The organism is Actinokineospora auranticolor (genome assembly GCF_002934265.1).
In the GTDB taxonomy this organism is placed as follows: domain Bacteria; phylum Actinomycetota; class Actinomycetes; order Mycobacteriales; family Pseudonocardiaceae; genus Actinokineospora; species Actinokineospora auranticolor.
The window spans coordinates 54,573-74,512 of record NZ_PTIX01000006.1 but is presented as its reverse complement, the minus strand read 5'-3'; the positions used below and the strand labels follow the sequence as shown (position 1 = coordinate 74,512).

Below are 19,940 nucleotides of genomic sequence, written 5' to 3'. Positions count from 1 at the left end.
GAGCACAAATACCCGATAGCGGCCTAAGTCAACTCGATCGATGTACCCGCGATCGGGATCTCCACCCGTGCGCCACCGGGGCCGAGCTCGTCGAACCGCCGGTACGCCATCGCGATCCCGGCCTCGCTGAGGGTGAGTTCGTGGATCGGCACGGCCACCCGCGGCGCCACCGCCCGGTAGAACTCGACGGCCTCACCGAGCTTGAGCCACGGCGCGCCGGTCGGAAGCCCCAGGACGTCGATCTTCTGCTCGGGCACGAAGAGCGAGTCGCCGGGGTGGTAGAAGGCGCCGTGGTCGACGACGTAGCCGACGTTGGGCGGTAGCGGCAGCTCCGGGTGGATCACCGCGTGGTCGCCGCCGACGACGTCGACCACCGCACCCGCCAACTCGACCGCGTCACCCGGCCGGACCGCGCGGACGTCCAGCCCGAGCTTGGCGGCCTCTCCCGCGGATTCGGGGTCGGCGATCAACTCGGCACCCGGGTTCCCCTTGGCCAGTGCGGTGAGGCGGTCGCCGTCGAAGTGGTCGAGGTGCGAGTGGGTGATCAGGATGGCGTCGAGGTCGCGCAGGTCCTCCATGCCGGTGGACCAGACGCCGGGGTCGACGAGCAGCCGAGCGGAGTCGGTTTCCAGCAGTACGCACGAATGGCGGAAGTGGGTCACCTTCACCGAACCACCCTAACCCCGCGTGCGCCGGGTGTACGGTGTTCGAGCTTGATCAAGGGGATTCGCCGATGAGTGGTCTGCCGCACCGCGCCCTCTCCCGCGCGGTGCTGATCGGTGCCCGCGACTTCCCGCGTGCCGACGCCTTGCGGCCCCTCCCGGCGGTCCGGAACAACCTGGCCGATCTGGTGCGCGCGCTGTGCGATCCGGACACGGGGATCCTGGATCGCGCTCATTGCACCGTGATCGACGACCCGGAGTCCCCGGGCGCCGTCATGCGCGGCCTGCGGCGCCCTGTGGGCGAGGCCCAGGACCTGCTCGTCGTCTACTACTCGGGACACGGGATCCGGCACGAGTCCCGGCACGAGCTGTACCTGGCGGTGCGCGAGACCGAGCAGGACGTGCTCAAGAGCAGCGCGGTGCCGTTCGAGTGGCTGAAGGACGCCATCGAGGACAGTCCAGCGCGCACGAAGCTGCTGATCCTGGACTGCTGCTACTCCGGGCTGGCACTGGGGGCGATGTCGGCGACGGAGGTGCGCGACATCGGGGTGGCGGGCACGTCGGTGATCACTTCCTCGTCGGGCACGCAGCTCTCCTACTCGCCGCCCGGCGAGACCCACACCGCGTTCTCCGGTGCGCTGATCACGCTGCTGCGGGAGGGATCCGACCTACCGGACACGCCGCTGACGGTGGTGCAGCTGTACCGGTCGCTGGTGGCGGCGATGAACCGGCGTGAGCTGCCGCGGCCGAGGTTCAAGAGCACGGACACCAGCAGCGACCTCGTCCTGCGCCGGGAGCCGCCTTCGCCGGCGGTGGTGCGGGAACCCGTCCCGGAGCAACCCGGTTCATCGCAAGAGCCCCCCGCCACACGGGAGGAGCTCGGCTCGGCGAGGTCGCGGCAACGCGCCGAGCGGGCGATCGAGCCGGGCGCGGAGTCGCAGCCGCTTGCCGCCGCGTCCCGCGTGGGGCCTGCGGAATCATTTGGGGACGTCTCGCTAGAGCCCTCGACGGCCGTGTGGTTGGCCTCCTCCGTGTGGGTGGCCATTCTCTGGATGCTCTTCTTCTGGGGGGCCGGGTCGTCCATCGCCGGGTGGGTCGGGCTCTTCTGGGGCACGCCACCCGCAGGCGCCGGTCATGGCGCTGATGTCGCCGTGGCTGTGACGCTGGGTGTCGTCGCCGTGATCGCGGGCGTCATGATCCGGTGGCCCATGGCCAGGTTCCGGTTGGGCAGGCCGTGTCCGTCGATCCGCGTGGCGGTTGTCGCCACGTTGCTCACGCCGCTGTCCCGCTGGCCGCGGCCGCTGTCCTCGGCGGTGGCCGCGTTCTCCCTCTGGGTGATCTTCCAGGCCCTGGACACATCGCCGGTCGGATCGCTGACCAAGGTCAGCGCGCTGACCAACGACGTTTCGCGCGTGACCGTCTTCGCCCCCTGCGCCGCCGTGCTCGTGCTGACCGTGGTGCGTCGCTGGTCGGGCGACCGGCGCTGACACCTTCCGTGGAACTTGCCTAACCCGGTCGGACGAGCTTGTACCCGATCGAGTGCACTCCGTAACGGCGTCTTGTGGCCCACGATGAATACGCAAGAACGTCGGGTGTACGGATGAGGTGAGGTCGATGACCGTGTTGCCGCACCGCGCCCATTCGCGGGTGGTGTTGATCGGGACCAGCGACTTCCGGCATGCCGATCGGTTGCCGCCGTTGCCCGCGGTCCACAACAACCTGGCCGACCTGGAGCGCGCGTTGTGCGATCCGGAGACCGGGATCGTCGACCGGGCCCAGTGCACGGTGCTGGACACGCCGGACTCGGTGACCAGTCTGATGCAGCGGCTGCGCAGGCCGGTCGGGCAGGCCGAGGACCTGCTGGTCGTCTACTACTCGGGGCACGGGATCCGGCACGAGCACCGGCACGAGCTGTACCTGACCGTGCACGACACCGACCCGGCCATGCTCGCGGGCACCGCCGTGCCGTTCGAGTGGCTGAAGGAGGCCATCGAGGACAGCCCGGCGCGGACCAAGCTGCTCATCCTGGACTGCTGCTACTCCGGCCTGGCCGTCGGCGCGATGTCGGCGGGGGAGGAGGTGCGCGACATCCGGGTGGCGGGGACGTCGGTGATCACGTCGTCGCCCGGGAACCAGATCTCGCACTCGCCGCCGGGGGACGAGTACACGGCGTTCTCGGGTGAGCTGATCACGTTGTTGCGCAACGGTTCCAACTTGCCCGGTGTGCCGTTGACGGTGGCCGAGCTGTACCGGTCGCTGGTGGCGGCGATGAACCGGCGGGACCTGCCGAAGCCGAAGTTCAAGAGCACGGACACCAGTAGCGACCTCCTCTTGCGCCGCGTGCCGGAACCGCGACTCCCCGAACCGCCTTCGGTCAAGCCGGAAGCCGCCAAGCCGGAGGCTGCCGGGCTGGTGGCGGAAGTGCCGGTGGCGGAAGTGCCGTCGGTGGCTGAGGTGCCGCCGATCGTGGACGCGCCTGCGATCCCGATGCCGGGCGTCGTGAAACCGTTGACCCGGTTCCCCTCGCTCGCCACCCCGAAGCCGCGGGTGCGCTCGGTCGCCAAGAAGCGCGCTGTACCAACGGAGTCTGACGGGGTACCCGCCCAGCGCTCGACCGAAAAAGTCGAGGACGAACGCCCGGAAACCGTGGCGCGGCCTGCCGCCAGCAGGCTGACGCCGGTGCTGTGGGTGGTGTTCTTCATGGGCTTCCCGGTCTCGCTGGGCGGCATCCTCAGCGCGATCACCGCTGAGCCCCCGGAAGGCGACCCCAAGGACCTGCTTTTCGGACTGGTGTGGCTCGGGGCTTCGGCGCTGATCATCCTGCTGATCCGGTTCCGGTTCGCACCTCGCCGTGCGGGACGCCAAGTCGGCCACGTCGAGGCTCTGCGGATCACGCTGGTCGAACCGGTCAGTCGGTGGCCGCGATACGTGATCGGACCCGCGCTCGGCTTTTCCCTGCTGATGGCGGTGGTGGCCCCCTTCGCGGACGTCACGTCGACCACACCCGGATCGATCAGTGGGTTCGCCACGCAGTGCATGATGTTGCTGATGTTCTTGATGCTCTCGGCCACCTTCGTGGCGGCGTTGCGGGTGCGGGCTCGGGCCTGAAAAGGTTTTGCCACGCGGCTTCCGGCCCGCGTACGGTGCGCGGCATGTGTGCGATCGCAGTGTCCAAGCCCTGGGGCGAGTAGCGGCGGGCTCTCGACCTCGGGTTCTCCGCCGCTCTTCGACGTCGTCGCCGGGCGGTCCTTTTCGCGCTGCCCGGCTTCCTGCGAAGCCGCGGAGTCCCAGCAGTGCGCACGCACCACCATGGCAGGCATGAGCACGGGCAGAACTTCCTGCTCGACCGCACCACCATCACCGAGATCGTCGACCTGGTCGCCGCCACCGAGGGCCCGGTCGTCGAGATCGGCCCCGGCGGGGGCGCGTTGACCCTCCCCCTCCAACACCTCGGCAGACCCCTGACGGCCGTCGAGATCGATCGACGGGTCGCGGCGTCGCTGCGGACGCGGGTGGGGCCGAACACCACCGTCGTCGACGGCGACTTCCTGGCGTTCCGGCCGCCCCGCGCGCCGCACGTCCTGGTGGGCAACCTGCCGTTCCACCTCACCACCGCCCTGCTCCGGCGGATCCTGCACGCCGACCACTGGACGCACGCCGTGCTGCTCGTGCAGTGGGAGGTCGCGCGGCGGCGGGCGGGGGTCGGCGGGGCGACGATGATGACCGCCCAGTGGTGGCCGTGGTTCGACTTCCACCTGGTCCGCCGCGTCCCCGCCGCCGCCTTCCGCCCCATGCCGTCGGTCGACGGCGGGTTGCTGACCATCACCCGTCGTGCCGGGTCGGCGGTGGAGCGGAAGCCCTACCAGGACCTCGTCCACCGCGTCTTCACCGGGCGGGGGCGGGGTCTTCGGCAGGTCGTCCGGACCGCCTATGGCCCCGCCACCGCCCACTGGCTCCGGCGGCACGGGATCACCGACCAGCACCTGCCCCGGCACCTCACCGCCGACCAGTGGGTCGATCTCTACCGCGCGGTCCGCTGACCCTGGCTACAGGGCGTCGAGGATGGCGGCCTCCTCCGCCCTGGTCATGCCCGCCACCCGCGCGCGGTCGAGGCCGAGGGCCCGCTCGTTCGCCAAGACCGCAGTCACGGTCTCGGCGAACGGGCGCGGCGCCAGGCCCGCCGCGATGACCGGGGCCGCGTCGCGGGCGGTGGTGTTGGCGTAGGTGTCCGGCAGCCACAGCGGCAGCGAGTGCGGACCGGCCCACGGGGCGACCTCGAGTTCGGCCAGCTTCGCGGGGTCGACCCGGACGAACTCGACGTCGGCGTCGAGGGTCGTGGCGATCTCGGCGAGCAGGTCGAGCAGGGGGACGTGCGGGCCGATGGCGTCGTAGGTGCCGGTGGTGCCGGTCTCGGCGGAGCCGACGATCCACGCGGCCAGGTCGCGGACGTCGATGTGCTGGACCCGCTGGTCGGTGTCCGGCACCACCACCCGGCCACCGGCGGCGATCCGCTGGACCCAGTAGCCGAGCCGGTCGAAGACGTCGCCGGGGCCGGTGATCAGCCCGGCCCGCACGATGAGTTCCCGACCGCCGACGACCTCGCGGACGGTCTGCTCGCTGGCGACCTTGATCGCGCCGTAGCTGTCGGGGTCGTCCGCCATCTTCTCGCGACTCCCGTGCTCGGCCCGCGGCTCGTGGACCGGGTCATCGATCCCGCCCGGCGCCGAACCGGTGTCGCGGTAGACGCTGATCGACGAGACGAACGTCCAGTGCGCCGCGTCCGCTCCGAAGGCGGCCAGGGCCCGCCGCACCCACTCGTGGGAGATCGTGGCGACGTCCACTACGGCGTCGAACCGCTCTCCGGCCAGCGGGGCGAGCCCGTCCTCGACATCGCGATCGACCACCACCAGCCGCGCGCCCTCCGGCGCGGCACCGGACTCACCGCGAGCCGCGCAGACGACGTCATGCCCCCGCCCAACCGCCTCCGCCGCCACTGCGTGGCCGAGGAAACGGGTACCCCCAAGCACCAGGATTCGCATAAACCAGCCTGCCTCACCCACCCGGCGAATCGCCACCCTGCTCACCACCAGCGAACATCGAACACCCGTTCGAGCGATCCAGTGACAACTTTGATCAGCCGATCTGCCCAAGGTGACCTTGCACGCGTTCGTCGACGAGTCCCGTCGCAACAAGACGTACCTTCTGGCCACAGCCTTGGTCATCCCCGCGACCTGCACGTTCTGCGCAAGGTACTGCGCGGGATGCTCATGTCCGGACAACGAGAGCTGCACTTCAAGAAGGAGACACCCTCGCGGCGCAAGGCGATTCTCTCGCGGCTCGCTCGTGAACAGGTGGTGGTGAGGATCTACCAGGCGGACTGCACCCGGGGCGAAGACCGTGCACGCCGGTCGTGCCTCGAACACCTGGTCGAGGACTTGCTCGACGTTGGCGCCCATCGCTTGGTGATGGACAGCCGCGAGATGCGCGATGCGGACGACCGCTCAACGATCCACGATGTCATCGTGGCGCACTCGCACGCTGGCGTCTTCGGCTACGAGCACCTGGACAGCACTCAGGAGCCGTTGCTGTGGATCGCTGATGCCATTGCCTGGTGCCACGGGGCTGGGGGCGAGTGGATGAGGCGGGTCGAACCCATGATCGAAGAGGTCGTCGACCTGCGAAACACCCTTGGAAAACGCGAAGCCCGGCCGCCGACCGTCCGGACGGGGAACCGGGCTCACTTCCCTCGCCTACTGGCCAGGGCTGATATTGAAGTTAGCAGTTGACTAGACGGCAGTCCAGCGGTTTAGCACCAACGTGTGAACGGCCGGGCGGTTAGGGTGCCAAACGAGCGCGAAGCCCGGCCGCCGACCGTCCGGACGGGGACCGGGCTCACTTCCTCGGCTTACGGGCCGGGGCTGTCGGGACGATATTCGGGGGGCGTGGGGTCGCCAACGGGGTTCACGCCATCGTGTGGTGCTGGGTGCGGTGGTGCAGGTCACCGGTGACGGCGGGGTGAACTCCCAGCTCAGGTACGCTTCAGCGGTACCGGCCTTCTCGAACTCAGGAGCAGCCAGCCGTGGCCCGAGTTGTCGTCGACGTCATGCCCAAGCCGGAGATCCTCGACCCACAGGGGCAGGCGGTGGCGCGCGCGCTGCCCCGGCTCGGGTTCGACGGGGTCTCCGACGTGCGCCAAGGAAAGCACTTCGAGCTGGAGGTCGACGACTCCGTCGACGACGAGACCCTGGCCAAGATCGCCGAGGGTTTCCTCTCCAACCCCGTGGTCGAGGACTTCGTGGTCCGGCGGGTGCAGTCGTGAGGATCGGCGCGGTCACCTTTCCCGGCACCCTCGACGACAGCGACACCGCCCGGGCCATCACCGCTTCGGGTGCCGAGGCGGTCGCTCTCTGGCACGGTGACGCCGACCTGAAGGGCGTCGACGCGGTCATCCTGCCCGGTGGCTTCTCCTACGGCGACTACCTCCGCGCCGGTGCCATCGCCCGGTTCGCGCCGGTCATGGGCGAGATCATCGACGCGGCTCGCAAGGGGATGCCGGTGCTCGGGATCTGCAACGGGTTCCAGGTGCTCTGCGAGGCCGGTCTGCTGCCCGGGGCCCTGCTGCGCAACGCGGGGCTGCACTTCGTGTGCCGCGACCAGTGGCTCAAGGTGGAGAACAACAACACCGCCTGGACCACGCGCTACGACGCGAACGCCGAGATCATCATCCCGATCAAGAACATGGACGGCCGCTACACCGCGAGCAAGTCCACTGTGGACGAACTCGAGGGTGAGGGACGGGTCGTCTTCCGCTACACCGGCGGGAACCCCAATGGGTCCTTCGACGACATCGCGGGCGTCAGCGACCCGACGGGGCGCATCGTCGGGTTGATGCCGCACCCCGAGCACGCCATCGACGCTCTCACCGGGCCGTCCGACGACGGGCTCGGCATGTTCCTCTCCGCGCTCGACTCGGTGGTGGCCGCGTGACCGACACAGTTGACAACGCCAAGGCCACCCCGGAGCAGGCGCAGCCGTACCGCGAGCTGGGGTTGAAGGACGACGAGTACGCCCGCATCCGGGAGATCCTCGGTCGCCGCCCCACCGACGCCGAGCTGGCGATGTACTCGGTGATGTGGAGCGAGCACTGCTCGTACAAGTCCTCCAAGGTGCACTGGAAGCACTGGTCCGCCAACACGACGCCGGAGATGAAGGCGAAGATGCTGGCCGGCATCGGCGAGAACGCCGGTGTGGTCGACATCGGCGACGGCTGGGCGGTCACCTTCAAGCTGGAGTCGCACAACCACCCGTCCTACGTGGAGCCCTACCAGGGCGCCGCGACCGGTGTCGGCGGCATCGTCCGCGACATCATGGCGATGGGCGCGCGCCCGCTGGCCGTCATGGACCCGCTGCGCTTCGGCGCCCCCGACCACCCGGACACCAAGCGCGTGCTGCCGGGGATCGTGTCCGGGGTCGGCGGCTACGGCAACTGCCTCGGCCTGCCGAACATCGGCGGCGAGGTCGTGTTCGACCCGTCGTACCAGGGGAACCCGCTGGTCAACGCCCTGTGCGTGGGGGCGATGCGGGTCGAGGACCTGCACCTCGCGCACGCCTCCGGCACCGGTAACAAGGTCATCCTCTTCGGCGCGCGCACCGGCCTCGACGGCATCGGCGGCGTCTCGGTGCTGGCGAGTGAGACCTTCTCGGGCGACGAGGGCGGTACGGGCCGCAAGAAGCTCCCCGCGGTCCAGGTCGGCGACCCGTTCACCGAGAAGGTGCTCATCGAGTGCTGCCTGGAGCTGTTCGCCGAGGGCATCGTCGTCGGCATCCAGGACCTCGGCGGCGCGGGCCTGTCCTGCGCGACCAGTGAGCTGGCCAGCGCGGGCGACGGCGGCATGCACGTCGAGTTGGACCGGGTTCCCTTGCGCGCCAAGGGAATGACGCCCGCCGAGATCCTCTCCAGCGAGTCGCAGGAGCGGATGTGCGCGGTGGTCAAGCCGTCCGATGTGGACGCCTTCATGCGCGTCTGCGCGAAGTGGGACGTGATCGCCACCGAGATCGGCGAGGTCACCGAGGGCGACCGGCTGATCATCACCTGGCACGGTGAGACGGTTGTGGATGTCCCGCCGCGCACCGTGGCGCACGAGGGTCCGATGTACGAGCGCCCGATCGAGCGCCCGCACGACCAGGACTCCTTGCAGGCCAACGGTCCTGAGCAGTTGGCCCGTCCGTCCACTCCGGACGAACTGCGCGCCGAGATCCTGCGCATGGCCGCCAGCCCCAACCTGGCCTCCCGCCGCTGGGTCACCGAGCAGTACGACCGCTACGTGCGCGGCGGCACGGTCCTGGCCCAGCCCAGCGACTCCGGCATGATCCGCGTCGACGAGCAGACCGGCCGCGGCGTCGCCCTGGCCACCGACTGCAACGGCCGCTTCGTGAAGCTGGACCCGTACACCGGCACCCAGCTCGCGCTGGCCGAGGCATACCGGAACGTGGCCGTCTCCGGTGCCACCCCGCTTGCGGTGACGAACTGCCTGAACTTCGGCTCGCCCGAGGACCCGGCGGTCATGTGGCAGTTCGAGCAGGCCGTCCGCGGCCTGGCCGAGGGCTGCAAGGAACTGGGCATCCCGGTCACCGGCGGCAACGTCAGCTTCTACAACCAGACCGGCAGCACGGCGATTCTCCCCACCCCGGTCGTAGGTGTGCTGGGCGTCATCGACGACGTCCGCCGCCGCATCCCGACCGGCATCGGCGCCGAAGCGGGCGAGACGCTGCTCCTCCTGGGCGACACCCGCGACGAGTTCGGCGGGTCGGAGTGGGCGCACGAGGTGCACGGCCACCTCGGCGGCCTGCCCCCCAAGGTCGACCTGGCCCGCGAGAAGCTGCTGGCCGACATCCTGGTGGCGGGCTCCCGAGACGGCATGATCTCGGCGGCCCACGACCTGTCCGACGGCGGCCTCGCCCAGACCCTGGTCGAGACGGTTCTGATCGGCGAGGTCGGCGCCCGGGTGTTCCTGGACCCCGACCAGGACCCGTTCGTCCAGCTCTTCAGCGAGTCCGCGGGCCGAGTCCTGGTCGCGGTCCCGCGCTCGGAGGAGCTGCGCTTCACCGAGATGTGCACCGCCCGCGGCCTCCCGTGGCGCCGGACCGGCGTGGTCGACCCCGAGTCGGGCACGTTGGAGATCCAGGGCGTCGGCGAGATCGCGCTGCCCGAGCTGCGCGAGGCCTGGGAAGGCACCCTCCCGGCCCTGTTCGGCTGAGAACATGGCTCTGCCCCGGGGGTGAACCCCGGGGCAGAGCCATGTCCGGCCACATAGGGGAAGCGAGACAGGCATGAGCGTCGTCGAAGCCGTACGGGCCGCTGTCACAGGCCACGTCGACTCTGCCGGGCGGATCGAGATCGTCGACTTCGCCGCCACGAGCGCGGACAAGACCGCTCTCAACGCCGTGACGGTGCGTTTTGTCGTAGTGGGCGGCAGCCAGCCGGGCACCTACCGCGCGACGGTTGGCACCCTCGACAACCCCGCAGGCACCTTCGACGTCGCCTGGTACGCCGGACTGATCAAGACGCACATCGACGAGGTCGTCAGCACCAGCTTGCTGCCTGGGGAACCGGGGCAGAGCGTGACATGGGAGCCGTGGACCATCACCCGAGCGGAGCCATCCGGAACGCGCGGGGTGTAGGTGGCGATGATCAGTCGGTGACGAGCTCCCCGGTTCCGCAGCCCGAGCGGTCGCCCACGCCGATGCCGCCGCCGACCACGCGCGTGGTCGTGATCGCGGTGGTCGGGGTTGTGGTGGTGGTCGGCGGGCTGTTGACGCTGCTGTGGCTGCTGGTTGATGGGGGTTCGCCGCAGGCGAGCGCGCAGTTGGAGTTGGCGCGGATCGGGATGACGGTGCTGCTGGGCACCGGCGGGCTGTTCGGGCTGTACCTGGCATGGCGGCGGCAACGCTCTGCGGAGATCGGGTTGGCGCAGAAGGAACGCGACCAGGCTGATGTCGCGCGGGCCTACGAGCTGCAACGCGGGAACTTCGAGGCCACCCAGCGCGACGCCGAGGCTCGCCGCATCACTGATCTCTACACCAAAGCCGCCGACCAGCTCGGCTCCGACAAGGCTCCCGTCCGGCTGGCCGGGCTCTACGCCCTCGAACGCCTCGCCCAGGATCACGACGACCAGCGGCAGACCGTCGTGAACGTCCTGTGCGCCTACCTGCGGATGCCCTACACCCCACCCGGCGACGCGCCGCCGGACACCGACGGTCTCGACTCCGCGGTCCGCAAGCAACTGCTCGACGAGTACCGCGAGGCCGTCCAGGAACGCGAAGTGCGCGTCACCGCACAACGCATCCTCGCCACCCACCTCCGCCCTGGCCCCGACCCCGACAACCCCGACGTCACCTTCTGGCGCGACATCGACCTCGACCTCACCGCCGCCACCCTCACCGACCTCGACCTCGCTGGCTGCTGTGTCCGCACCGCCAGCTTCCTCCGGTCCACCTTCATCGGCATCGCTGGCTTCAGGGCGGCGACTTTCGATGGTGGTGCCGATTTCGGGGAGGCGATGTTTGGTGGTGGCGCCAACTTCAGGAGGGCGTCGTTCGGTGACGACGCCGTCTTCATGGCGGTGAGGTTCACCGTTGGTGCCGATTTCGGGGAGGCGACGTTTAGCGGTGGCGCCGTCTTCAGGGAGGCGACGTTTAGCGATGGCGCCGTCTTCGGGCTGGCGATGTTCACCGGCAGGGCCTACTTCAGGGAGGCGACGTTTGGCGGCGGCGCCCACTTTGCGATGGCGACGTTTGGCAGTGCCGCCGACTTCGGCGTAACGAAGTTTGACGGCACCGCCGACTTCGGGGCGGCGAGGTTCGCGGGCTCCGTTGACTTCCAGTCGGCGGGGTTCGCTGCTGTCGCCATCTTCAGGGGTGCGGCGTTACCGGACACCCGCTACGGCCTGTATACGCCAGATCCCTGGGCCGATTTCGAGGGCGCGCGGTTCGAGCAAGGTGTGCCGCCGGAGTTGGCTCGTTTTGTGGCGCCGTCGGAGGATGGGTGACGGGGGGAGCCGTCTGGAACTGTCGGGGGCCTAGGCCAGTGTTGATGAGCTGGCGGCTGGTGTGGTGGGTCTGGGGGGCGGCAGTGGGGGCTGCTGCCGGTGGGAAGGCATTGGTCACTTGCTGGTGGGGATGCGTGCGGCAGCGCCGTGCCCCGGGGGCGGGGCGGGGTGGGTGTGGCTCTGCCCCGGGGGACCGGAAACCGGGGCAGAGCCACGTTTGGGGGAGCGGGGTGGGTGGTCAGGTGGTGGCGAGGGTGGGGTCTGCCCACACGATGTGGGCTTTTGTGTAGTTGGGCTTGGTGAAGAGGGGGAGGGCGTTTTCCGGGGCGGCGAGGCTCATGCGCAGGGAGCGGTGGGTGGCGACGATCTCGGCGTGGTCGGGGAAGGCCATGCCCCAGGCGGCGATTCGGGCGTCTACGCGGTCGCCGATCTCCTCGACGACGGCGAAGACTCGGGGGGCCTCGTCGGCGACGGCGCCGGTCATGATGGCGGTGAACTCGGGTTCGTCGCAGGCGGGTGCGCAGGTCATGGTTCCTCCGTGGATGGACGTTCGGGATTCTCAAGCGGACGGAGCGCTTTGCTGTTGACGAGCTTATTGGGTACATCCAGCGTGTACAGTCACCCGATGGGGTGAACTCAACAGCGGCTACCGACGGTGATCGGTTGTGCGAGGATCTGCGCCATGACGAGCCCATCGAGGTCGATCAGCATGCAGCGTCGGTTGCTTGGCGCGGAGCTGTTCCGGCTGCGTGAGTTGGCGGGGTTGACGCAGGAGGAGGCTGCCGAGCACCTGGGGAAGGCGGCGAACAAGATCAGTCGGGTGGAGTCCGGGAAGATCGGGATCGACAAGACTGATCTGGATGTTCTGCTGGAGCTGTACCAGGCGACGGAGAAGGATGCGCTGTGGTGTCGGGAGCTGTCGCGGCTCTCCAAACCCAAGCGCGGCAGGCCGACCGGGGAGACGACGCTCTACTTGGGACCGCACTGGTTTCGTGCCTACCGTGATCTCGAGACGGATGCCAGCGAGATCAAGCGGGTGGCCACCGAAGTGATTCCCGGGCTGCTACAGAAAGAGGTGTACATCCGCGCCATGTTCGATGCGCAGGGTGTGGATCCTACGGATCGCATCGTGGATGACACCTTGCGTGTGCGGGCTGCCCGCCGCGCGTTGGTCACGAGGCCCAACCCGACTCGGTTCGAGTTCGTGCTCAGTGAGTCGGCGTTGCGCCGCCAGGTTGGCGGGCCTGAGGTGATGGCAGAGCAACTTCAACACCTCGCCGAGGTCGCCAAATTGCCCAATGTCATGCTTCAGATCATCCCGTTCAACAGCCGGTCCTATGTGCACTTGAGCACTGACTTCACGCTGTTCCGGTTCGGCCACGAGATGATCAACGATATCGTCTACCTCGAGCTATATTCCGACGCCGCCTACCTCGACAAGCCGCCGGAGACGGTGCGCAGCTACGCTGAGTTGTTCAGCCGCGCTCAAGGGGTAGCGCTCGGTCCGGTGGAGTCGAGACACTTGGTGGAGTCCGTGGCCCAGGAGTATGTCGCGGCGGTAGGCACAAGGAGATGACGATCATGACCGCATCCAGGGCGGAGGAGTGGGCCTCGATCCCGTTCCGCAAGTCCAGCCGCAGCAGCACAAACGGCGGGGAATGCGTTGAGGTGGGCAAGCTGCCGGGCGTGGTCGCCGTGCGCGACTCGAAGAACCCTGAGGCTGGGCTGGTAGAGGTTCCAGCTATCGCGTGGGCTCGGTTCGTTGGGGGGCTGTGACATGTCCATGTGGGCGCATGTCTCGTTCCGCAAGTCCAGCCGTAGCGACGTTAACGGTGGCGACTGTGTCGAGGTGGGTGCGCTGCCAGGGCTGGTTGGTGTGCGGGACTCGAAGAAGCCCGAGGCCGGGCTCCTCGAGCTGCCCACCACCGCGTGGACCCGCTTCGTGAGCGAGCTGCGCGGCTAGTTCACCAGGACGCACGGGCCGGTGGCGGTGAACGTCGTCTCCTGCTTGAACGTCACCGACACCTCCGTCCCACCCTCGTGCTCCGCCTTGAGGAAGTCCGGCTGGGCGGGTCGCTCGTCGACCTCCCAGTCGATCTTCAAGAACTCCACCGCCGCCCGCTTCGCGTCCACCGGGTCCGGGAAGTCCCGCAACCGGCCCTTCGTCGTGTTCACCCAGCGGGCGCCGCGCACCTTGTCCCCGCAGGTCTCCAGCGCCAGCCGGGGGGCGTCTTCCAGCTTGGCCGACCGGGGGAAGACCTCCTCGTCCACCGGCGGGTCCGCCTGGCCGAACAGGCCCCGGGCCGCCGCCACCGTCGCGCGGAAGTCGGAGCTGTCCAGCTCCTCGCGCTGCTTGTCGGTCAACTCCGGGCGGAGGCCGGGGACGTCCAACTCCTGCCCCTTGCCCGCGATCGAGCACCGGGCCCGCTCCACCCGGATCTTGCCGCTGCGCAGCGCCACCTTCACGTCCCCCGGCCCCAGCAGGAACACGTCGAAGCCGGTGGCCGCCGCCTGCGGTTGCCAGCCCAGCCTGATCCCCGCCTTGCGCAGGTCCTCGCCCGTCACGCCGCCCGCCGGGACATCTGCCCAGGCCACGACCTGGCTGGAGTTCGGGTCGTCGAAGACGCTCCCGCAGGTCTCCGCCTGGTACGCCGCCTTGACCCCCACCGCCGCCAGCAGGGGGTCCGCCGTGCCGGGCAGGGCGGGTGGGACCGCCGCGGGTTCGGTCTTGGCGCAGCCCGCCAGGACCAGCGCCGACAAGCCGAGCAGTGCGGCGGCTCTTCTCACTTCTGCTGCCCTCTCGGGTCGAGACACGGTCCCTTCGTGGTCAGGACCGCCTCCTCGCCAACGGTGACCTTCACTTTCGCGCCGTAGCGGTGGGTGGCTTCCAGAGCCCCCTTCGGCCCGTTGATCAGCCAGTCGTCCGTCAGCAACCGGGCGACCGCGCTCGATTCGAGGCCGTTGCGCAGGTGTGCTCTCGACTCGGTCGACCACTGCGCGCCCGCCGCTTCGCGACCGCAGTTGACCAGCGGCAGGTGGACGGCGTCGAAGAAGTCGCCGGTGGGGGGAAAGACCATGAAGTCCAGTGGGGGGTCGGCCGAGGCGAACAGCGACTGGGCCGCCGCGGCGGTCGCGGTGAAGGCCGGGCCCATCGAGTTGGTCTGCTGGATGGTCAGGATGGGGGTGAACTGGCCTGCGAGCTGCTGCCGATCGCCGTTCGGACACTCCGCGAACTCGGCGCGGATGCGGTCACCCCGCATCGCGAAGCGGATGTCGTCGGGACCGAGCAGGAACACTTCGAACCCGCGCGCGTCCTGGAGCTGCCAGCCCAGTTCAGCGCCCTGCGTGCGGATCCGGTGCGCGTCCACCCCGGTGGCGGCGATCTCGGTCCACGCGTAGATCCGGCCGGAGCTCGACGGGCCGCAGGTCTCGGCCTGGTAGACCGGTTTCTCCCGGCTGCTTACCTTGTCCAGCAGCTCGTCGACCGCCAACGTGAACGTGTGGGGCACCGACGCGGGCCCGGGCGCGCGTTGCGCTGCCGGAGAACCGCAAGCCGCCAGCACCAGCGCGGACAACGCGACCAGAGCAACCAGTCTCAAGGCTGTCTCTCCACCTTGTACTGGCGGGTTTCGACCGACGTGCCGCCGAGGAACGCACCCGCGCTGTCGCGGAACTGCCGCACGGACGGGTCCGTGCTGGTGTCGAGCTGCTTGGCGGCCTCGGTGTAGTTGCCGTTGATGGCGTGGTTGCCGCCGAAGGTGCCGGTCTGGTGCTCGAACTTCACCGTCGTCCGGTTGTCGCTGGCCGGGTTCTCCGCCGCGTCGAGGTGGGGGACGATGTCGCCGTTGTTCTCCAGCGACAGCACCTGCACCCGCTCGTCGATCGGGATGCCGCCGACCGGCGAACCGGCCGTGACCACGTGGGTGATGTTGTAGCCGTCGGCCAGCAGCGGGTCCACCGAGCGGGCGGCGACGATGCCGCCCTGGCTGTGGCCGACCAGCATCAACGGCGCGTCCTTGGGGACGCCCGCGTCCCGCAGCGCCTGCTGGATGCCCTCCTGCAACACCGTCGGGTTGCCCGCGATGGCGTCGACGTTGGTGCCGAAGTCGTTCGCGCTGCCCTCGTCGCCGCCGGGCAGGTTCCAGACCCGGGTGCCGGGGATGTCGACGATGTAGGCGACCGTCCCGTCGGGCTGCGTGACCTTGCGGATGTCGACGTTGGCGTCGGTGCCGTTGCGGTGGTCGAGGCCGTTGAACAGCTCACCGAGGTTGTCCGGCGGGTCCACGGCGATGGGGTCGGTGTCGAGGCCCATGTCCGACACCTTCGGATCGCCGTCGGGGTAGGCCGCCGCGGCGAGGTCGGTCAGGGTCGCCAGGTCCGTGGGGAAGCCGAGCGCGCTCAGCACGCCCGGGCTCATGCCCAGCACCTGGTCGATCATCCCCGGGTGCTCGACCAGCCACCGCTGCCAGTCGCCGTGGTAGTTGACCATGATGTCCGTGGCGATGGCGACGCCACCGACCACCGCCAGCTCGGGGGCCACTACGACCGACACGCCCGACAACCAGCGGGACGCCTCCAGGGCCTTGGCGTTGAGGTCGTCGACGAAGTGGTACGCCTGGTTGGTCGCGCGCAGGGCCGCGCCGCGCAGGCCGATCGCCGCCGAGGTCGCCGACAGGCCGCTCGGGCCGTCCAGCGCGCCGAGCATCGCGCCCTCGAACCGGGCCGCGCCGCCGGGGTTGAGCACCGCCGAGGCCAGCAGGTCGGGGTTGACCAGGTACTTGTGCCCGGCCAGGGAGATCGACAGCGTCTCGCCCGCCACGTCGTCGGTGAGCGAGCCCATCGCGGCGAGGTCCTCGTAGAACGCCTCGCTGCCGCCCGCGCCGCCGCTGACGGTCATCTCACCCAACGGCACGGTCATGCCAACGCCTCCGCCACGCAAGGGGTCACCCAGATCCCGAGGTCTTCCCGGTCGACCGGGGCCAGCTCCACCAACCGGCGACCCGCGCCGTGCGCGGCGGGTTGCATGCCGACCCACCCGGCGTCGCTGTGCAGCCAGTCGACCTGCGCGCTGCGCACCGACTCGCCGACCTTCGCCGTCACCAGGCAGCGCAGGACGCCGTCGGTGCGCCGCACGACCTCCAGCGCGAACTCGGCCTCCGCCTTGGGCAGCTTCAGCTCGGCCAACACGTACCCCGGCGCGTCCGGGTCGGTGTCGCGCAGCAGCTCCGCCACGCCCAGCTCGTGCAGCGCGGCCAGCGGCACCACACCGGTGAGCGGCTCGCGCGGCTCGTCGCCGTCGAGCGCGGCCCCGATGCCGGGCGCCTCCTCGGCGGGCACCGCGCGCACCAGCTCGCGGCCCAGGTCGACCGCGGCGAACATGGACAGCTCCACACCCGCGTCGGGCAGCAGGAACAGCGACGCGCCCACCTGGCCCGCCACCACGTGCACGCTGCGGGAACCCCGCGACCCGGCGGTGGCGGTGGTGTCGAGCATGATCTGCGGCGCGGCGACCACCCGCAGGTTCGCCGCGACCGACGGGTGGATCTCCGCGTCGTCCGAGCCGCGCAGGACGCCCTTCGCGATGAGGTCACCGGCGTCGGCGATGTCGGGGGCGGGGGCCCAGTCGGGCGGCATGCTCAGGCCGAGCTCGCCGACCAGGTACGCGTATTCCGCCGCGGTGAGGGTCAACCGGTGTGGGGCCGTCATCTACGCGACACCTCGCGCTTGCATGTACTGACCGACCTCTAACCACTGCTTGTCCCCGGCGGGCGGCAGGTTGTCCGGCTGGTACTTCCAGCCCTCCCACGGCGGTCGGGGCGCCTGCGGGGCGTCGCCGCCGAAGCCGAGCGCGCTGCCGACGGTGTCCACCATGTCCGACACGGCCTTGTTGAACGCGTCCACGGCCTGGTTGAACCGGTCGATCGCGCTGGTGAACCAGGACACCACCGACTCGGCGATGCGCTTGATCGCGGCGATCAGCTCGCGCACCTGCTGGGCGTGGCCGCGCAGGATCGCGGCGGCCTCGTCGAGCCGGTCCGCAGTGCCGTCGAGGGCCTTGCGGTCGCCCGCGACCGTCTCCCGGCAGCGGTCGGCGGCGATGGACTTCCACCGCATCGCGCCCGCCTGCCGGTCCATGTCGGATCCGTGCCTGCGGACCTCCTCCGCGCGCTGCTCGATCTGACCGGCCAACCGGTCGAGCTCGTCGGGGTCGCCGTAGAACGCCATGTCCAACTCCCAGCCGCGGGCCAGCCCTACGGGACCGTTCGACGCGACTCGGCGGCTTCCGGTTCCGGGTTTTCCTCAGTCCCGCAGTTCGAGGACGTCGTGGAAGCGGGCACCGTCGAACTTGGTCAACCCGAGGAACCGTCCGCGGTGGAACCGCACCGGGCCGTGCGCGGTGAAGCCCGCGAACCAGGCGCGGCCGTGGAAGGTGGTGTCGTTGAGGTGCAGCATGCCGTGGTTGACCATGGCGGTGAAGTACGAGTCTTCGTGGAACACGCAGCCCTTCAACGCGTTCGACTGGTGCAGTTGCGCACGGCGCAACAGGATCTCGCCGACCGCGCGGCCGGTGATGTCGAAGTACTCCAGGTCGGCGCCGGTGAGGTCGAGGTCGAGGTGCGGGCCGGGGTGGTCGGCCGGGGGCAGCAGGCCCGCGATCAGGCGCTGCGCGGTCTTGCGGACCTGGCCCTCGCCCGGGTCGGTCGGCGTGCCGTCGGGGTCGCGCGGGAACGGTTGGCGCAGGTAGGAGCAGAAGACGTCGACCACGGTCTGGGTGTAGGCGGGTCGGGACCGCGCCAGGCCCGCCAGCACGTGCAGCGCGCCGACGCGGACCTGGTCGGCGCTGTTCCCGAGGAGTTCCACGGCCTTGGCGAACCGCTCGTCGGCGACGCGTTCGCGGTCGAACTCGGTGCGTTGGCTCTCCAGCTCGTGCCTGCGTTCCTCGACCCGGCGTCTGCGGTCGTTGAGCCACAACGCGTACATCGCGACCACGGCACCACCTGCCAGACCGGCGGTCTTGAGCGCCTCGCCACGGTTGGCGTTCGGCTCGGACAGCAGCCAACTGGACACCACGGCGAACAAACCCACCGACACCAGGACCGTGGCCAGCAGGTACTCGAGCTCGATGCGCGCGTAGTGGCGTTTGCGCCATAACGAGAGCGTGCCGATGACCGCGCCCGCGCCGAGCGACACCAGACCGGGGATGAGGAAAGCCCATTGCACGGGCCGGAAACTACCCGGTGGCCAGCACCCGCAGGCGGTCGATGGTGCCGTTGAAGTAGTCCTGATCGATCGGGGACGACGTGTACTGCCAGAACGTCCAGACCGCCCAGTCGTAGGGGAGCGTGCCGACCGCGCTCGCGTAGCGGGCCACCCAGAGCGGGTTCGTGCCCGAGAACGACCGCGCGCCAACGCACCTGGCCCACCAGGTGGTGCTCGTGTAGATCACGGCGTCGCGGCCGGTGCGGGACTTGTACGTCGTGGTGAAGTCGCGGATCCATGTGCCCATGGCCGCCTGGGACAGGCCGTAGCAGGGCTCGCCGTACGGGTTGTACTCCAGGTCGACCACGCCGGGCAGGGTTTTGCCGTCACGGGACCAGGCGCCGCCGCTGGTGGTGAAGAACTTCGCCTGCACCGCACCGCCTGCCACATCCGGGAGGGCGAAGTGGTAGGCGCCGCGGATCATGCCCACCCGGTAAGAACCGTTGTACTGCTGGGCGAAGAACGGGTTCCGGTAGCTCGTCCCCTCGGTAGCCTTCACGTAGGCGAAGCGCTTGCCCTGGTTCCACCAGGATGACCAGTCGACCTCGCCCTGATGGCTGGAGACATCGATGCCCGAGACGGTCGCCCCGGTCGCGCGCGCCGCGCCCCGGGAGACGCCTTCGCGCAGCCGGATTTGCGAACCCATCTCATGATTGGTGACCTGCGGTGCCGTCGAACCCGCCGCGGCCGGGGTGGTCGCGAGCACCGTCGCGACCACCGCGCCGAGCACCGCGGCGAGAACCGGTCTCCTGTGGTGAACAGTTGCCATTCCAACCACCTTTCGCGGACGTCGAACCAACTCCGGGACACTGATCGTGACCACCCGTGCGTCGATTGTGATCGGATAACTATCCGATTGTCATGTCGACGTGTGGAGAATTGACTACTTCGGGGGTGACCAGGGGTGAGCGGGCTCTGGCATGGTGGAAAAGTTCCTCACGCCCCGCGCACGGCGAGCGCATTGGGTAGT

General features: G+C 69.6%; 22 protein-coding genes. 12 read left to right on the top strand and 10 right to left on the bottom strand.

The window, feature by feature from the left end; all coding sequences use genetic code 11:
• Positions 1-23 precede the first annotated feature (23 nt).
• A complete protein-coding gene (locus tag CLV40_RS13035; RefSeq protein ID WP_104479144.1) occupies positions 24-668 on the bottom strand; it encodes an MBL fold metallo-hydrolase in 645 nt (214 codons plus the stop codon).
• 65 nt (positions 669-733) lie between these two features.
• Between CLV40_RS13035 and CLV40_RS13030 the strand changes: the two genes are divergently transcribed.
• The 3 genes from CLV40_RS13030 (at position 734) to erm (ending at position 4,702) form a co-directional block, all read left to right on the top strand.
• The gene (locus tag CLV40_RS13030) at positions 734-2,149 is read left to right on the top strand and encodes a caspase family protein (RefSeq protein WP_104479143.1); all 1,416 of its coding nucleotides are present in this window, start codon (positions 734-736) and stop codon (positions 2,147-2,149) included.
• A 127-nt stretch (positions 2,150-2,276) separates the two neighbouring features.
• Positions 2,277-3,770 carry a caspase family protein gene (locus CLV40_RS13025; RefSeq protein ID WP_104479142.1) on the top strand — a complete coding sequence of 498 codons (1,494 nt, stop codon included), beginning with the start codon at positions 2,277-2,279 and terminating at the stop codon, positions 3,768-3,770.
• Between the two features lie 185 nt (positions 3,771-3,955).
• Complete coding sequence (gene erm, locus CLV40_RS13020) at positions 3,956-4,702, top strand: 23S ribosomal RNA methyltransferase Erm (protein WP_104479141.1); 747 nt, start codon at positions 3,956-3,958, stop codon at positions 4,700-4,702.
• Between the two features lie 6 nt (positions 4,703-4,708).
• Here erm and CLV40_RS13015 read toward each other — a convergent pair whose 3' ends face one another.
• The gene (locus CLV40_RS13015; protein ID WP_104479140.1) at positions 4,709-5,701 is read right to left on the bottom strand and encodes an NAD-dependent epimerase/dehydratase family protein; all 993 of its coding nucleotides are present in this window, start codon (positions 5,699-5,701) and stop codon (positions 4,709-4,711) included.
• Positions 5,702-5,923: 222 nt separating this feature from the next.
• Here CLV40_RS13015 and CLV40_RS13010 point away from each other — a divergent pair, with 222 nt between their 5' ends.
• From CLV40_RS13010 to CLV40_RS12985, 6 genes are all read left to right on the top strand, one after another.
• Positions 5,924-6,448: a hypothetical protein gene (locus CLV40_RS13010; protein WP_181043472.1), complete on the top strand. Its 525-nt coding sequence runs from the start codon at positions 5,924-5,926 to the stop codon at positions 6,446-6,448.
• Between the two features lie 293 nt (positions 6,449-6,741).
• Positions 6,742-6,981, top strand: a complete 240-nt coding sequence (purS, locus tag CLV40_RS13005) for a phosphoribosylformylglycinamidine synthase subunit PurS (protein WP_104479139.1) — start codon at positions 6,742-6,744, stop codon at positions 6,979-6,981.
• Positions 6,978-7,649, top strand: coding sequence for a phosphoribosylformylglycinamidine synthase subunit PurQ (gene purQ / locus CLV40_RS13000; RefSeq protein WP_104479138.1), 672 nt, complete (start codon positions 6,978-6,980; stop codon positions 7,647-7,649). The genes purS and purQ overlap by 4 nt, the downstream gene beginning before the upstream one ends.
• Positions 7,646-9,919 carry a phosphoribosylformylglycinamidine synthase subunit PurL gene (gene purL / locus CLV40_RS12995; RefSeq protein ID WP_104479137.1) on the top strand — a complete coding sequence of 758 codons (2,274 nt, stop codon included), beginning with the start codon at positions 7,646-7,648 and terminating at the stop codon, positions 9,917-9,919. Before purQ ends, purL begins: the two co-directional genes overlap by 4 nt.
• A 73-nt stretch (positions 9,920-9,992) precedes the next feature.
• Positions 9,993-10,343, top strand: a complete 351-nt coding sequence (locus CLV40_RS12990) for a hypothetical protein (protein ID WP_104479136.1) — start codon at positions 9,993-9,995, stop codon at positions 10,341-10,343.
• A 17-nt stretch (positions 10,344-10,360) separates the two neighbouring features.
• Positions 10,361-11,710: a pentapeptide repeat-containing protein gene (locus tag CLV40_RS12985; RefSeq protein WP_104479135.1), complete on the top strand. Its 1,350-nt coding sequence runs from the start codon at positions 10,361-10,363 to the stop codon at positions 11,708-11,710.
• Positions 11,711-11,948: 238 nt separating this feature from the next.
• Here CLV40_RS12985 and CLV40_RS12980 read toward each other — a convergent pair whose 3' ends face one another.
• A complete protein-coding gene (locus tag CLV40_RS12980; RefSeq protein WP_104479134.1) occupies positions 11,949-12,239 on the bottom strand; it encodes a hypothetical protein in 291 nt (96 codons plus the stop codon).
• A 180-nt stretch (positions 12,240-12,419) separates the two neighbouring features.
• Between CLV40_RS12980 and CLV40_RS12975 the strand changes: the two genes are divergently transcribed.
• Genes CLV40_RS12975 through CLV40_RS40290 form a run of 3 tightly spaced genes read left to right on the top strand, consistent with a single transcriptional unit; the run spans position 12,420 to position 13,673 of the window.
• Positions 12,420-13,286 carry a helix-turn-helix domain-containing protein gene (locus CLV40_RS12975; RefSeq protein WP_245931258.1) on the top strand — a complete coding sequence of 289 codons (867 nt, stop codon included), beginning with the start codon at positions 12,420-12,422 and terminating at the stop codon, positions 13,284-13,286.
• On the top strand, positions 13,283-13,486 hold the full coding sequence (locus CLV40_RS12970) for a DUF397 domain-containing protein (RefSeq protein WP_245931257.1): 204 nt from the start codon (positions 13,283-13,285) through the stop codon (positions 13,484-13,486). Before CLV40_RS12975 ends, CLV40_RS12970 begins: the two co-directional genes overlap by 4 nt.
• Position 13,487: 1 nt before the next feature.
• Positions 13,488-13,673 (top strand): DUF397 domain-containing protein, encoded by a 186-nt coding sequence (locus CLV40_RS40290; protein WP_342752264.1) that lies wholly within the window; start codon positions 13,488-13,490, stop codon positions 13,671-13,673.
• Here CLV40_RS40290 and CLV40_RS12960 read toward each other — a convergent pair.
• From CLV40_RS12960 to CLV40_RS12930, 7 genes are all read right to left on the bottom strand, one after another.
• Positions 13,670-14,497, bottom strand: coding sequence for a hypothetical protein (locus CLV40_RS12960; RefSeq protein ID WP_104479132.1), 828 nt, complete (start codon positions 14,495-14,497; stop codon positions 13,670-13,672). The two genes, CLV40_RS40290 and CLV40_RS12960, sit on opposite strands and share 4 nt — an antisense overlap.
• On the bottom strand, positions 14,494-15,309 hold the full coding sequence (locus CLV40_RS12955) for a hypothetical protein (protein WP_146108019.1): 816 nt from the start codon (positions 15,307-15,309) through the stop codon (positions 14,494-14,496). The genes CLV40_RS12960 and CLV40_RS12955 overlap by 4 nt, the downstream gene beginning before the upstream one ends.
• Positions 15,306-16,628: an alpha/beta hydrolase family protein gene (locus CLV40_RS12950; protein WP_104479130.1), complete on the bottom strand. Its 1,323-nt coding sequence runs from the start codon at positions 16,626-16,628 to the stop codon at positions 15,306-15,308. The genes CLV40_RS12955 and CLV40_RS12950 overlap by 4 nt, the downstream gene beginning before the upstream one ends.
• A complete protein-coding gene (locus tag CLV40_RS12945; RefSeq protein WP_104479129.1) occupies positions 16,625-17,416 on the bottom strand; it encodes an ESX secretion-associated protein EspG in 792 nt (263 codons plus the stop codon). The genes CLV40_RS12950 and CLV40_RS12945 overlap by 4 nt, the downstream gene beginning before the upstream one ends.
• Positions 17,417-17,935, bottom strand: coding sequence for a WXG100 family type VII secretion target (locus CLV40_RS12940; RefSeq protein ID WP_104479128.1), 519 nt, complete (start codon positions 17,933-17,935; stop codon positions 17,417-17,419). It abuts the gene before it with no gap.
• Positions 17,936-18,010: 75 nt separating this feature from the next.
• Positions 18,011-18,931 (bottom strand): hypothetical protein, encoded by a 921-nt coding sequence (locus CLV40_RS12935; protein ID WP_374065128.1) that lies wholly within the window; start codon positions 18,929-18,931, stop codon positions 18,011-18,013.
• A gap of 10 nt (positions 18,932-18,941) precedes the next feature.
• A complete protein-coding gene (locus CLV40_RS12930; RefSeq protein ID WP_104479127.1) occupies positions 18,942-19,739 on the bottom strand; it encodes a lysozyme in 798 nt (265 codons plus the stop codon).
• Positions 19,740-19,940 lie beyond the last annotated feature (201 nt).